The organism is Leclercia sp. GHBNCSD (genome assembly GCF_055805075.1).
The window spans coordinates 3,581,225-3,595,096 of sequence record NZ_JBQVYO010000001.1; the positions used below are offsets into that span (position 1 = coordinate 3,581,225).

Below are 13,872 nucleotides of genomic sequence, written 5' to 3' on the forward strand. Positions count from 1 at the left end.
CGAAATGTCTGGCTGGCGACAACAGGAATATGAAAGCAAGGCGCAGGTGGCAATCTCCGTTTATGCTGTGGCAGGACAAAATAAGGAGCGACGATGTTTACCCTCACCTGGCAGCCGCCCTATGACTGGCAATGGATGTTGAAATTTCTCGGCGATCGCGCGGTCGCCGGGATTGAAACCGTGACCCCCACCGACTACACCCGCAGCTTTGCCTGCCAGGGACACCGGGGGCTGATCCGCGTTACGCCACAGCCCGGGGGCACGCTGGAAGTAGTGCTCAGCGAGGGCCTGCTGCCCATCGCTGAACTGTGCCTGGCACGGCTTACCCGCCTGTTCGATTTGCACTGCGATCCGCAGCAGATCGCTCAGGCGCTGGGCTCGCTCGGCGCCGCGCGGCCTGGCCTGCGCCTGCCGGGCTCGATGGATACCTGGGAGCAGGGCGTGCGCGCCATCCTCGGGCAGCTGGTCAGCGTGGCCATGGCCGCGAAACTCACTGCGAAGCTGGTGGCGCTATGTGGTGACCCCCTGCCGGAGGCGCCGGGCTATTGCTGTTTCCCGACGCCTGCCGCGGTAGCACAAACCGATCCGCTGGCACTGAAAGCGCTGGGCATGCCGCTGAAACGCGCAGAGTCGCTGATCCATCTGGCCCGGTCGGTCATGGCAGGGGATTTCCCGACAGAGACCCCGGCCGATATTGAAAGCGCGATTAAAGGGTTACAGACCCGGCCCGGAATTGGCCGCTGGACGGCAAACTACTTTGCCCTGCGCGGCTGGCAGGCAAAAGATGTCTTTCTGGCGGACGATTATCTGATTAAGCAGCGCTTTGCCGGCATGACGCCGGCGCAAATCCGCCGCTATGCTGAACGCTGGCAGCCGTGGCGCTCGTACGCCCTGCTGCATATCTGGTATACCGACGGCTGGTCGCCGTCAGTTGATGCCGAAATAGCTGGTATTCAGTAGCAGCTCCAGCGGCTGCGGCTCGCCAATGGTATTGCCGTAGATATAGTCGATGCCAATGCCGGAGAGGGTATCCATCATGATCGGTTGATTGCTCGGCCCGGCGATTGTTTTGATGCCCAGCCGCTGGGCGTGGCCCTGGATAATGGTCACCAGCATCTCATCCATCAGATTTCCATGAACGTTCGCCACCAGCTCGGGATCGAGGAGCAGATAATCGGCCATCTGCGCACTCAGGTGGTTGAACACCTCCATATCGCGGCCCACATGGCTCAGGATGATACGGCATCCGGCTTCACGCAGCTTCTGCAGATTGTGGTGGGTATTGTCATCCTCCTGCGTCAGGACGCTGACGTTAACGATCAGATGCAGCAGTCGCGGCTGCAGCGGACAGGCGCGCAGCATCTCCAGCAGTTCATCCACCAGCGTGGCGCTGGCAAGACCGGCCATGGAGAGCGGCAGGGCGACCCCGGTGCCTTTGTTGGTCAATGGGGTGGCGAAGTTGCGGAAAAACTCCTGCAAAATACGTCTGTCCAGGGCGTGGATTAACTCCGGCTCCGCCAGCCCCGCCCTGAAAGCCTGCTCTTCGAGCATCTCGCCGTCGTTGGTCCACAGGCGCAGGGCAAGCATCCAGAAGGTGCTGCTTTCAGGGATACGCGGCGAGGCGACGCTGCGGGCAATCATCAGCAGATGATTGTCTTTGATCATGTGCCACTGCTCGTCCAGCGAGATGGTGCCCGGCGCGTTCAGCATTCGCTCCTGTTGCGGTTCATACACCGTCACCACGCCACGGCCACTGTTCTTCGACGAGTAGCAGGCGATATCGGCCTGGGACATCACCTCTGAGGCCTGGTTATTGCGCTCGTCGATCTGGGTGATCCCGGCGCTGGCGCCGATGCGGTGCAGGCGGCCCTCCCACATAAAGTGATACCCATTGATGGCGTCGATGATACGACCGGCAATATAGCGCGCGCTTTCGGTGTTGCAGTCCGGCAGCAGCAGGCCAAACTCATCCCCGCCCAGACGGGCCAGCATATCGGTAGAACGCAGCATGCTCAGCATCAGGGAGGAGAGCTCCCGCAGCAGCGCATCCCCCGCCGCGTGGCCTGCGGTGTCGTTGACGGCTTTAAAGCGGTCCAGATCGATAAACACCAGCGCGTGACGCTGGCGCGTCTCCTGCACGGTGTGCAACATCCGCTTAAGGGAAGCCTCAAAACTGACGCGGTTCGCCAGGTGGGTAAGGGCATCATGAGAAGCGTTATAGCTCAGCTCGCGCAGCATTTTACGCGATTCGGTAACGTCCTGAATAACCAGCACCGAGCCGATGTTCTGCCCGTCGAGGGTGCTTAGCGGGGTAATGCTGTAGTGAATATCGTAGCTGCCGCCGTTGCGGCTGTGCAGCACCACATCCTGTTCGATATCGCTACGGGACATATCTCCGCTGTGGATGTTCTCCATCAGCGGGCCGTTATCGCCGAAGGTGATATGCAGGACCGAGAGGATCGGCTGCGACAGCGCCTCTTCCTGCAGCCAGCCGCTCATCTTCTCCGCCACCGGGTTCATAAAGGTGACGTTCATATTGATATCGGTACAGAGCACCGCTTCGCCGATGGAGTCGAGGGTAATATGCAGGCGCTCTTTTTCCTGGAACAGCGCCTCGTTCAGCTCTTTCACCTCGGTCATATCCATATTGATACCAAGCAGGCGTTCCACTTCACCCTGCTTATTCAGCACCCGGTTCGCCAGGGCGCGAATATGGCGGATACCGTCTTTCACCCGGATACGGAACTCCAGCTTGAACGGAACGCGGGCCGCCAGCGAATCCCGTACCACCTGTTCCGCCATGGCACGATCTTCCGGCAGCATGCACTCATGCCAGAGCTGCCAGGTGGGTTTAACATGGGCAGGCACTTCATACAGCTCGAACATGCGCTTATCCCAGCTGATAACGTTGGGTTTGACGTCCCACTCCCAGATACCAATTCCGCCAGCCTCGTTGGCAAGCGTAATACGTTCCATCAGTCGCTTGTTCACCCACTCGGTATGCTTGAGGTCGTTAATATCTTCAATCTGGGCAATAAAGTAGAGCGGGGTACCATCGGCGTGACGTACCAGGGAGACCGCGAGCAGAGCCCAGACCACCTCGCCGCTACGGGTGTAGTAACGCTTTTCCAGCGAGTAACTGTTGATTTTGCCTTGCAGCAGTTGATCCAGTTGCTCCAGATCGCTCTCTAAATCTTCCGGCCAGGTAAGTTGCTGGAAGCTAAGGGAACGCAGCTCGGACTGGGAGTAGCCGAGGAACTGACACAGCGCTTTGTTCGCCTGCAGCCACTGCCCGTCGGTGCTGACCAGCGCCATACCGATAACGGAATACTCCATCGCATTGCGAAAACGCTCTTCGCTCTCGGTAATGTGCTTACGCTCGGCGCGAAATGCGTACATCACCATCGTCATTACGTTGGCGGGCAGCAGCATCATCAGGAAGGGCAACCATGGGGCGTTGGTCATCGCGCCAAAATTTTGCGTGGTCAGCGGAACCGGATTTTTGGCAATCATCAACGACACCATCATTACCGTCACCAGGAAGACCAGGAAGGCTTCAAGACGCGGCAGACGCACGGCGCTCCACATCAGCAGAACAATGATGGCCGTAAAGGGCCAGGGCAAAAAATGCAGAGCGATCCAGCTCAGAAGCAGCGTCACTGCCATGGTCAGCAGGGTTTCAAACAGCAGGCGCGGGTTGCGATGGCGCAGCAGATAGTGCGGCTTAAACAGCAGGCCTAATGGCACCAGCGCCAGCGAGCCGACAGATTCTGACAGCACCCAGACCATAAAGGTGCGCAGCGGCTCGTCGCTTGGGACCAGCAGCCAGACCAGTACGCCGCCCAGCAGGGGCGGGATAAGCGCGCTGCCGATCGCCAGACGGATCCAGTCTCCGAGATTCTGTAAGGGGTTGTAGGCGGGGAGCAGTTTGCGCAGCAGTAAAGCACCGGCAAAGGCCTCCACAACGTTGATGCCCGTGTACCACAGGTTCACGGTGTCCCAGGAGAAGATAAGCCAGGTGGCGAAGATATTCCCGACGCTACAGGCGAGGGCGATCCCGGGCCACATCTTTCCGGCGTGGCGGTAAAACGCCACCATCATAATTGAGGTCGGGAACCATAAAGGTGCTAAAAAAGTGCCTAAACGCGTTAATTCGAGCGAGAAAAGTGTGAATATAAAGGTAACCAGTCCAAGACTGACAAGCCGTAGTAAAGGATGTGGCGTAGTGACCAAAACGCGCTGGTATTTTTTATTCATTACCGCTCTATCCGAAGACGCCATGCCGCCAGGAGTCTTCTCCAGACGAGTTCATTTTTTAATTTTGATCATGCTAGTACAAACAATTTACAATTTATATGGTATGCGCTCATAAATTGACATCACAGCATTATTAAATACTTATCCTGCAAAAAATTCATCTTTGGCGCTGGAAAAGTAGCCGAAAAAATTTGTATCAGGAGTAATCTGCACGGACTTTGAACGTGTCTCGCATAACATTTCTATTCGGCTGGTATCAGGCCGATGAAATCCCTATAATTGCCGCGTTTGACGCTCAGGCGTCGTCCTTCCTTACATCCAGGTTACTCAGGTCGCAAAATTTATGACTGATAAGTCTCATCAGTGCGTCATTATAGGCATCGCCGGCGCATCGGCTTCAGGTAAAAGTCTCATTGCCAGTACGCTTTACCGTGAATTACGTGAACAGGTCGGTGATGAGCACATCGGCGTTATTCCAGAAGACAGCTATTACAAAGATCAAAGCCATCTGTCGATGGAAGAGCGTGTCAAGACCAACTATGACCATCCCAGCGCGATGGACCACAGCTTGTTATTCCAGCATCTTCAGGCCCTGAAGAACGGCACTGCCATTGAGCTGCCCGTCTATAGCTATGTTGAACACACCCGTCTGCAGGAAACCGTGCGCATTGCGCCGAAAAAGGTCATTATCCTCGAAGGGATCCTGCTGCTCACCGACGCCCGTCTGCGCGAATCCATGAACTTCTCGATTTTTGTCGACACCCCGCTGGATATCTGCCTGATGCGCCGCATCAAACGCGACGTGAACGAACGCGGCCGCTCAATGGATTCGGTGATGGCGCAATACCAGAAAACGGTCCGCCCAATGTTCCTGCAGTTTATTGAACCGTCCAAACAGTACGCCGATATCATCGTGCCGCGCGGGGGTAAAAACCGCATCGCTATTGATATTCTGAAAGCGAAAATCAGCCAGTTTTTTGAATAACACGCGCGAATTGTGTACCGTTCAAAGATAACCGGGTTCGCCCTCCGGCTCTGGTGGCCTGAGGGCGCGCTGCACGAAAGGAGAAAGTGATGCGTCTTTGTGACCGAGATATTGAAGCCTGGCTGGACGAAGGACGTCTGAGCATTACCCCCCGCCCGCCGGTCGAGCGCATTAACGGCGTGACTGTCGATGTCCGTCTGGGGAATAAGTTTCGTACCTTTAGCGGCCATACCGCGCCCTTTATCGACCTCAGTGGGCCGAAAGATGAAGTCAGCGCCGCACTCGATCGGGTGATGAGCGACGAAATCGTGCTGGACGACGGCGAGGCGTTCTATTTACATCCGGGTGAACTGGCGCTGGCCGTCACCTTTGAATCCATCACCCTGCCTGCGGATCTGGTTGGCTGGCTCGACGGACGTTCGTCGCTGGCGCGTCTGGGGCTGATGGTACACGTGACTGCGCACCGTATCGATCCGGGCTGGTCAGGGCGTATCGTGCTGGAGTTCTTCAACGCCGGTAAACTGCCCCTGGCGCTGCGTCCGGGCATGATGATTGGCGCGTTGAGTTTCGAGCCGTTAACCGGCCCGGCGGCACGTCCGTACAACCGCCGCCAGGATGCTAAATATCGCGATCAGCAGGGTGCTGTCGCCAGTCGTATTGATAAAGATTGAGCTTAAATCCGGTCCATTGAGGAAGCCATGAGAAGAGTTCTGACAACGCTGATGATTTTGCTGGTGGTGCTGATTGCAGGCCTGTCAGCGTTGGTTCTGTTGGTCAATCCCAATGACTTTCGCACCTACATGGTGCGTCAGGTGGAGGCGCGCAGCGGCTATGTCCTGAAGCTGGATGGCCCGCTGCGCTGGCACGTCTGGCCGCAGCTTAGCATCCTTTCCGGACGCATGTCCCTCACCGCGCCGGGGGCGTCGGTGCCGATGGTGACTGCCGACAATATGCGCCTTGACGTGGCGTTAATGCCGCTGCTGTCGCATCAGTTGCAGGTCAATGAGGTGATGCTCAAAGGGGCGGTGATCCAGCTGACCCCGCAGTCTGAAGCGGTACGTAATGCCGATGCGCCGGTGGCCCCGCGTGAAAACACGCTGCCGGATAAAGCCGAGGATACCGGCTGGTCATTCGATATTGGCCGTCTGAAGGTGGCTGACAGCCTGCTGGTGTTCCAGCACGAGGGGGACGAGCAGGTCACGGTTCGCAATCTCAACCTGCAGATGGAACAGGATGAACACCACAAAGGCAAAATCGATTTTAGCGCCCGCGTGAACCGCAATCAGCGCGATCTGAACCTCGCATTTAGCGCTAACGTCAACGCCTCTGACTATCCGCATCTGCTGAGCGCCGACATTGAGCAGCTCACCTGGCAACTGACCGGCGTCGATCTGCCGGCGCAGGGCATCAGCGGGCAGGGCACCTTACAGGTTCAGTGGCGCGAGGAGCAGAAACAGCTCGCGCTCAATCAACTCAATTTGCAGGCTAATGACAGTGCCCTCACCGGACAGGCCAGCGTGATCCTGGGTACCGACCCGCAGTGGAACATGAATCTGCAGTTCGACAGGCTTAATCTGGAAAATCTGCTCCCGGCGCAGGCGACCGCAGCGGCAAACAATCAGGCGGTACAGCAGGGGCAAAATCAGGCCAGAGCCCAGCGCCCGGTTATCGCCTCCAGTCTGGACCAGCCTGATTACAACGGTCTGCGTGGCTTCAGTGCCGATATCCAACTCAAAGCCAACAGCGTACGTTGGCGTGGGATGGACTTCACCCAGGTCAGCAGCCAGATGAGCAACGAGAACGGGCTTCTGACCATTGCGGAACTGAGCGGTAAATTGGGGGAAGGGCAGCTCTCCTTGCCCGGTACGCTCGACGTGCGTAAAGCCACCGCCCAGACCACCTTCCAGCCGCGTCTCGATAACATTGAGATCGGCACCATCCTGAAGGCCTTTAATTATCCGATTGCGCTGACCGGCAGCCTGAACCTGGCCGGGGACTTCTCCGGCAGCAAGATTGACGCGGAAGCCTTCCGCCACAACTGGCAGGGTAAGGCGCATCTGGAAATGCACAATACCCGCATGGAAGGGCTTAACTTCCAGCAACTGGTGCAGCAGGCGGTGGAGCGCAGCAGTAACGTGAAGGTCAAAGACAACTTTGACAATGCGACCCGTCTGGACAGCTTTGTCACCGATCTGACCCTCAATAAGGGGCAGGTGACGCTGGAGGGGATGCAGGGCGAATCACCAATGTTGATGCTCGAAGGCAACGGCACGCTGGATCTGGTTAAGGAGACCGCCGACACCCGCTTCAAAGTTCGGGTGCTGGAGGGCTGGCTTGGCGAAGGTAAGCTGGTCGATTTCCTGAAAACGACGCCGATCCCGCTGAATGTCTACGGCAAATGGCAGGCGCTGAACTACACCCTGCAGGTGGATCAGCTGCTGCGTAAGCATCTCCAGGATGAAGCGAAACGTCGTCTGAGCGACTGGGCAGAGAAGAATAAAGAGTCGAAGAACGGGAAAGATGTGAAGAAGTTGCTGGATAAGCTTCAGTAGCGCTATCTCCCCTCACCCGAGAGGGTGAGGGGAACCGCATCACACCTCGTAATCCACATCATCCTCCGTGATCAGCGGGATTAGTTGTACCTTCTGCACCCGGTGGTTCTCCACCTCCAGCGTTTTCAGCGCGTAATCACCCACCTGCACCTCTTCCCCCGGCTGGGGGATTCGCTGCAGGTTCTCCATCAGCAGCCCGGCGATGGTATGATATTCGCGCTTATCATCCAGCGGCAACGGCACATACTGCACCAGATCTTCCAGCGGCATATGGCCGTTCGCGGTCCAGCTTCCGTCGGCGTTCTTCTGGATATCATGCCGGGCGTCGATCTCTTCCACTTCGTTTGGCAGGTTACCCGCGATGGTCTCCATCACGTCGCTAAGGGTGACAATCCCCTCCACGGAACCAAACTCATCCACCACAAAAGCAAAGTGGGTGCGCGCGTTGCGGAACTGCTCCAGGGCCTGCAGCAGCGGCAGCACCTCCGGGAAGACCAGCGGCTGACGGATCAGCACCCGCAGGTTTAACGGCTCGCCGCGCAGTTGCTGATTGAGCAGATCAATCACATGAACCACCCCCAGCAGCTCCTCTTCCCGGTCGCTACCGGTGACCACAATGCGGGTGTGCTGGTTTTTATCCAGCAGCGCACGGATGGTCGCCTCCGGGGCATTGAGGTCGATATGCTCGATATCATGGCGCGAGGTCATGATGCTGCTGACGGAGCGCTGGTTCAGGTGGAGCACCCGCTCAATCATCCGCCGCTCCTGAGGAGCGAAGATCGGGCTGTTGTCATGGTCGGCCAGCAGGGAGGCGGACTGCGCATCCAGCTCGGCATCCTCCTTTTTACCGCTCAGCAGACGAATCACCGTCTCGGCGGTGCGCTGGCGCAGCGTCTGATTGGCGGAGAGAAAGCGACGGCGGTTGAAAATCGCCAGCTGGTTCAGCGCCTCGATTATCACCGAGAAGCCGATCGCGGCGTAGAGATACCCCTTCGGAATATGGAAACCAAAACCGTCCGCCACGAGACTAAAGCCAATCATCAGCAGGAAGCTCAGGCAGAGAATGACAATGGTCGGGTGGTCGTTAACGAAGCGCGTCAGCGCCTTGCTGGCCATCACCATCAGCGCAATGGCAATAATGACGGCGGCCATCATGACGGGCAGATGATCGACCATCCCCACGGCGGTGATGACTGAATCCAGCGAGAAGACGGCGTCCAGCACCACGATTTGCGCCACCACCGCCCAGAACTTCGCCCCACGGCGTTGGGTGGGGTTCTCGCTGTCCTTGCCTTCCAGCCTTTCGTTGAGTTCGACAGTGGCTTTGAAGATCAGGAAAAATCCCCCAAACAGCATGATCAGATCGCGGGCGCTGAAGCCAAAGCCGTGGACGGTAAACAGCGGGCGTGTGAGGGTCACCAGCCAGGAGATAGAGGCCAACAGCAGCAGGCGCATGACCATCGCCATTAACAGACCGGTGATGCGGGCGCGGTCGCGCTGAGCAGGGGGCAGTTTTTCGGCGAGAATGGCGATAAAGACCAGGTTATCGATACCGAGCACAAGTTCCAGCACCACCAGGGTGACCAGACCGGCCCATATTGATGGATCTGCTATCCATTCCATAGTGAGCGTAATACCTTTCGTTATATGACAATTGTCACATTTCGATCATGGATACTGCGCCAGAAAAATGCAATGCCGGCCAGGCATTTATCTGCATAGATTTTCCTTATCTGGCCGGTAATAAACCCTGCATTCTGTGCGTTAATATCGGAATAACTCCGAATCAATAAAAATAAGAAATATCGCAGGGTCAATGGTGTTATTTAATAATGTCAATATAAAGCTATTCCTAAAAACACGGAAATGCGACCGTTAATATTATTCTTAAAAGCCACGCCTTCGTTGATGATTCCTTGCCTGCTTTTCAGATAGCTGCAACAATTCTTTCAGCATCAAATAGCGGTCGTTTTTGGTGCTATTTCTGTGTCGGTTTAATGACCTGAAAAATGTATATCGTGTTCGGATTAATCCTGCCCGTTATATTTTCTCATTAAACCCTGTCAAAGAGGGTGCTTGCCCCTAACTAGCTGTTTAAACAGTAGATTGGTAACTGAAAGCCAAGGGCGGTAGCGTGCCTGAAAGCGTGTTAATCAGCCTCGATTATTCTGTCAATAGCCTGAGAGCGAATAAGCTTCTTTTAGGACTGATGCCAGTTATATTTCTCTTTTATTGACTGCATGCTAAAAGTAATACGCCTTCGCACTTATTTAAATGCACAGGATAATTACTCTGCCATAGTGATAAATAATCAATGATGAAATCCAAAATGAAATTGATGCCATTATTGGTCTCTGTGACCTTGATGAGTGGTTGTACGATCTTCCCCGGCAGCAATATCTCAACTTCCGGTAAGGATGTGATTAAACAGCAGGATGCTGATTTTGACATCAACCGCATGGTTAACGTTTATCCCATGACCCCGCAGCTGGTTGAACAATTACGCCCTCGCCCGATTGTCGCACGGCCGAATGTCGATCTCGACCAGGAGATCGCCAACTACCAGTACCGCGTCGGGCCCGGGGACGTGATTAACGTCACCGTCTGGGATCACCCGGAGCTGACCACCCCGGCGGGGCAGTATCGTAGCTCCAGCGATACCGGTAACTGGGTTCAGGCAGATGGCACCATGTTCTATCCCTATGTCGGCAAACTTCGCGTGGCGGGCAAAACGCTCGCACAGATCCGTAGTGATATTACCGGCCGTTTAGCGCAGTACATCGCTGACCCGCAGGTGGACGTTAATATCGCCGCATTCCGTTCGCAGAAAGTCTATGTCTCCGGCCAGGTGAATAAATCCGGCCAACAGCCGATCACCAACGTGCCGCTGACGGTGCTTGACGCCATCAACTCCGCGGGCGGGCTCACTGATGGCGCCGACTGGCGCAATGTGGTGCTGACCCATAAAGGCAAAGAGGAGCGTATCTCCCTGCAGGCGCTGATGCAGAACGGCGATCTGAGCCAGAACCGTCTGCTCTATCCGGGCGACATCCTGTTCGTGCCGCGCAATGACGACCTGAAAGTGTTCGTGATGGGTGAAGTGAAGAAACAGAGCACCCTCAAGATGGACCTGAGCGGTATGACCCTGACCGAAGCGCTGGGCAACGCGGAAGGGCTGGATATGAGCACCTCCGACGCCAGCGGTATCTTCGTGATCCGTCCGATTACAGGAAACAATGCGAAGGGCAAGATTGCCAACGTCTACCAGCTGGATATGTCTGATGCCACCTCACTGGTGATGGCGACCGGCTTCCGCCTCCAGCCGTATGACGTGGTCTATGTCACCACCGCGCCGATAACGCGCTGGAACCGTGTGATGAACCAGCTGATGCCGACCATCAACAATATCCATACCATGACCGACACGGTACATCAGTACCACAACTGGTGATAACGATGTTTAACAAAATTCTGGTGGTTTGTGTGGGGAATATCTGCCGTTCCCCTACCGCTGAGCGGCTACTTAAGCAGTACCAACCGCAGCTCACCGTGGCGTCAGCCGGGTTGGGCGCGCTGGTGGGCAAAGGGGCCGATGAGCGTGCAAGTCAGGTTGCGGCAGAGCATCAGCTTTCACTCGACGGGCATTGCGCCCGTCAGGTGACGGCCAGCCTGTGCCGGGACTACGACCTGATCCTCGCGATGGAAAAACGCCACATTCATGCCCTGTGCGATATCGCACCGGAGATGCGCGGCAAAGTGATGCTGTTTGGTCACTGGGACAACGAGCGTGAGATCCCCGACCCGTACCGCAAAAGCCATGAAGCGTTTGAGGCGGTTTACACCTTACTCGACCAGTCTGCCCGCCAGTGGGCAGAGGCACTGAACGTTCAGCAGGGATAATAATGACAGCAAACGTAAAACCTTCTGCCGCCCCGAGTGCGGGCAGTGATGAAATTGATATTGGTCGTCTGATCGGAACCGTGGTCGAGGCGCGCTGGTGGGTGATTGGCATCACCGCGCTCTTTGCCGTTGCGGCGGTGATTTACACCTTTTTTGCCACCCCGATCTACAGCGCCGACGCGCTGGTACAAATAGAGCAAAACACCGGCAATTCGCTGGTGCAGGACATCGGTTCGGCGCTGGCAAACAAGCCGCCCGCCTCACAGGCGGAAATTGAGCTGATCCAGTCCCGCCTGGTGCTGGGAAAAACCGTGGACGATCTGGATCTCGACATCGGCGTCACTAAAAACACCTTCCCGGTGTTTGGTGCGGGCTGGGACCGGTTGATGGGCCGTCAGAATGATACGGTTAAAGTGACCACCTTCCAGCTTCCTGCCGGGGGCGCCAGCCAGGAGTTTACCCTTGAAGTGCTGGGGAAAGATCAGTATCAGCTTACCAGCGACGCCGGGTTTAGCGCCCGCGGCAAGGTGGGGGAGATGCTGAATAAAGATGGCGTCAGCATGATGGTCAGCAACATCCATGCCCAGAGCGGCAGCGAGTTCACCGTCAGCAAATTCTCAATGCTCGGGATGATCAATAATCTGCAGGGCAACCTGTCGGTCACCGAAACCGGAAAGGATACCGGGGTGCTGAGACTGACCTTTACCGGCGAGGATAAGGACAAGATCCGCGACATTCTCAACAGCATTACCCGCAACTACCAGGCGCAGAACGTGAAGCGTAAGTCGGAAGAGGCGTCAAAAAGCCTCGACTTCCTCGCGAAACAGCTCCCGGAAGTGCGCGCCCATCTGGATCAGGCCGAGAACAAGCTCAACGCTTTCCGTCAGGATAAAGACTCCGTCGACCTGCCGCTCGAAGCGAAGTCGGTGCTGGATTCGATGGTCAATATCGACGCCCAGATCAACGAGCTGACCTTTAAAGAGGCGGAAATTTCCAAACTCTACACCAAACGCCATCCGGCCTACCGTACGCTGCTGGAAAAACGCCAGACGCTGGAAGAGGAAAAAGCCAAACTCAATAACCGCGTCACCGCGATGCCAAAGACTCAGCAGGAGATCCTGCGTCTGACCCGCGACGTGGAGTCTGGCCAGCAGGTCTATATGCAGCTGCTGAACAAACAGCAGGAGCTGAAGATCACCGAGGCGAGCACCGTTGGCGATGTGCGTATTGTCGACCCGGCCATCACCCAGCCGGGCGTGCTGAAGCCGAAGAAGGCGCTGATTATTCTCGGCAGCATTATTCTCGGTCTGATGCTCTCCATCGTCGGCGTACTGCTGCGCTCCCTGTTTAACCGTGGGATCGAAAGCCCGCAGGTTCTGGAGGAGCACGGCATCAACGTCTACGCCAGCATCCCGCTGTCGGAGTGGCAGAAATCGCGTGACAGCGTCAAAACGTCCAATGGCATCAAACGTTACAAGCAGAGCCAGCTGCTGGCAGTCGGCAATCCGACGGATCTGGCTATCGAGGCTATCCGCAGCCTGCGCACCAGCCTGCACTTCGCCATGATGCAGGCCAGCAACAACGTATTGATGCTCAGCGGGGTCAGCCCCTCCATCGGCAAGACCTTTGTCTGCGCCAACCTGGCGGCGGTAGTCAGCCAGACCAACAAGCGCGTGCTGCTGATCGACTGCGATATGCGTAAGGGCTATACCCACGAGCTGCTCGGCACGAACAACGTAAACGGTCTGTCGGACATCCTGCTGGGCAAGGGCGATATCAGCCAGTGCGCGAAGCCGACCTCCATCCCTAACTTTGACCTGGTCACGCGCGGACAGGTGCCGCCGAACCCATCGGAACTGCTGATGAGCGAACGCTTTACCCAGCTGGTGAAGTGGGCCAGTGAAAACTATGACCTGGTGCTGATCGACACCCCGCCAATCCTCGCGGTAACGGATGCGGCAATTGTCGGTCGCCATGCGGGCACCACGCTGATGGTGGCGCGCTACGCGGTGAACACCCTGAAAGAGGTCGAAACCAGCCTCAGCCGCTTCGAACAGAACGGCATTGCGGTGAAAGGGGTGATCCTCAACTCCATCTTCCGCCGCGCCACCGGGTATCAGGATTACGGGTATTACGAGTACGAATATAAGTCGGACAGCAAGTAATGAGCCATTCGGG

Annotated in this window: 9 protein-coding genes; 7 read left to right on the forward strand and 2 right to left on the reverse strand. The window is 56.5% G+C overall.

What is annotated here, in order from left to right; all coding sequences use genetic code 11:
- The first annotated feature begins 93 nt into the window (after window positions 1-93).
- Window positions 94-960: a DNA-3-methyladenine glycosylase 2 gene (gene alkA / locus ACT3IC_RS17070; RefSeq protein WP_159339568.1), complete on the forward strand. Its 867-nt coding sequence runs from the start codon at window positions 94-96 to the stop codon at window positions 958-960.
- Here alkA and ACT3IC_RS17075 read toward each other — a convergent pair.
- Entirely contained in the window at window positions 928-4,257 is a 3,330-nt protein-coding gene (locus ACT3IC_RS17075; protein WP_473478296.1) for a diguanylate cyclase, read from the reverse strand. The two genes, alkA and ACT3IC_RS17075, sit on opposite strands and share 33 nt — an antisense overlap.
- 343 nt (window positions 4,258-4,600) lie before the next feature.
- On the opposite strand from ACT3IC_RS17075, the gene udk reads away from it, so the two are divergent.
- The 3 genes from udk to asmA all read left to right on the forward strand — a co-directional run bounded on the left by udk (window position 4,601) and on the right by asmA (window position 7,794).
- The gene (gene udk / locus ACT3IC_RS17080; RefSeq protein WP_032612454.1) at window positions 4,601-5,242 is read left to right on the forward strand and encodes a uridine kinase; all 642 of its coding nucleotides are present in this window, start codon (window positions 4,601-4,603) and stop codon (window positions 5,240-5,242) included.
- An 89-nt stretch (window positions 5,243-5,331) separates the two neighbouring features.
- Window positions 5,332-5,913, forward strand: coding sequence for a dCTP deaminase (gene dcd / locus ACT3IC_RS17085; RefSeq protein ID WP_103180230.1), 582 nt, complete (start codon window positions 5,332-5,334; stop codon window positions 5,911-5,913).
- A gap of 27 nt (window positions 5,914-5,940) precedes the next feature.
- Window positions 5,941-7,794, forward strand: coding sequence for an outer membrane assembly protein AsmA (asmA, locus tag ACT3IC_RS17090; RefSeq protein ID WP_214422188.1), 1,854 nt, complete (start codon window positions 5,941-5,943; stop codon window positions 7,792-7,794).
- 39 nt (window positions 7,795-7,833) lie between these two features.
- Here asmA and ACT3IC_RS17095 read toward each other — a convergent pair whose 3' ends face one another.
- Entirely contained in the window at window positions 7,834-9,417 is a 1,584-nt protein-coding gene (locus ACT3IC_RS17095) for a TerC family protein (RefSeq protein WP_103180228.1), read from the reverse strand.
- A 691-nt stretch (window positions 9,418-10,108) separates the two neighbouring features.
- Between ACT3IC_RS17095 and ACT3IC_RS17100 the strand changes: the two genes are divergently transcribed.
- The 3 genes from ACT3IC_RS17100 to wzc are packed head-to-tail and all read left to right on the forward strand — an operon-like array spanning window position 10,109 to window position 13,859.
- A complete protein-coding gene (locus tag ACT3IC_RS17100; RefSeq protein ID WP_103180227.1) occupies window positions 10,109-11,245 on the forward strand; it encodes a polysaccharide export protein in 1,137 nt (378 codons plus the stop codon).
- A 5-nt stretch (window positions 11,246-11,250) separates the two neighbouring features.
- A complete protein-coding gene (wzb, locus tag ACT3IC_RS17105) occupies window positions 11,251-11,694 on the forward strand; it encodes a low molecular weight protein-tyrosine-phosphatase Wzb (protein WP_103180226.1) in 444 nt (147 codons plus the stop codon).
- Window positions 11,695-11,696: 2 nt separating this feature from the next.
- Window positions 11,697-13,859 carry a tyrosine-protein kinase Wzc gene (wzc, locus tag ACT3IC_RS17110; RefSeq protein WP_473478302.1) on the forward strand — a complete coding sequence of 721 codons (2,163 nt, stop codon included), beginning with the start codon at window positions 11,697-11,699 and terminating at the stop codon, window positions 13,857-13,859.
- Window positions 13,860-13,872 lie beyond the last annotated feature (13 nt).

What these genes read in the sequence shown, in the direction of transcription:
- alkA (WP_159339568.1), top strand. Translation starts at nt 94, where the DNA reads ATGTTTACCCTCACCTGGCAGCCGCCCTATGACTGGCAATGGATGTTG.
- ACT3IC_RS17075 (WP_473478296.1), bottom strand. Translation starts at nt 4,257, where the DNA reads ATGAATAAAAAATACCAGCGCGTTTTGGTCACTACGCCACATCCTTTA.
- udk (WP_032612454.1), top strand. Translation starts at nt 4,601, where the DNA reads ATGACTGATAAGTCTCATCAGTGCGTCATTATAGGCATCGCCGGCGCA.
- dcd (WP_103180230.1), top strand. Translation starts at nt 5,332, where the DNA reads ATGCGTCTTTGTGACCGAGATATTGAAGCCTGGCTGGACGAAGGACGT.
- asmA (WP_214422188.1), top strand. Translation starts at nt 5,941, where the DNA reads ATGAGAAGAGTTCTGACAACGCTGATGATTTTGCTGGTGGTGCTGATT.
- ACT3IC_RS17095 (WP_103180228.1), bottom strand. Translation starts at nt 9,417, where the DNA reads ATGGAATGGATAGCAGATCCATCAATATGGGCCGGTCTGGTCACCCTG.
- ACT3IC_RS17100 (WP_103180227.1), top strand. Translation starts at nt 10,109, where the DNA reads ATGATGAAATCCAAAATGAAATTGATGCCATTATTGGTCTCTGTGACC.
- wzb (WP_103180226.1), top strand. Translation starts at nt 11,251, where the DNA reads ATGTTTAACAAAATTCTGGTGGTTTGTGTGGGGAATATCTGCCGTTCC.
- wzc (WP_473478302.1), top strand. Translation starts at nt 11,697, where the DNA reads ATGACAGCAAACGTAAAACCTTCTGCCGCCCCGAGTGCGGGCAGTGAT.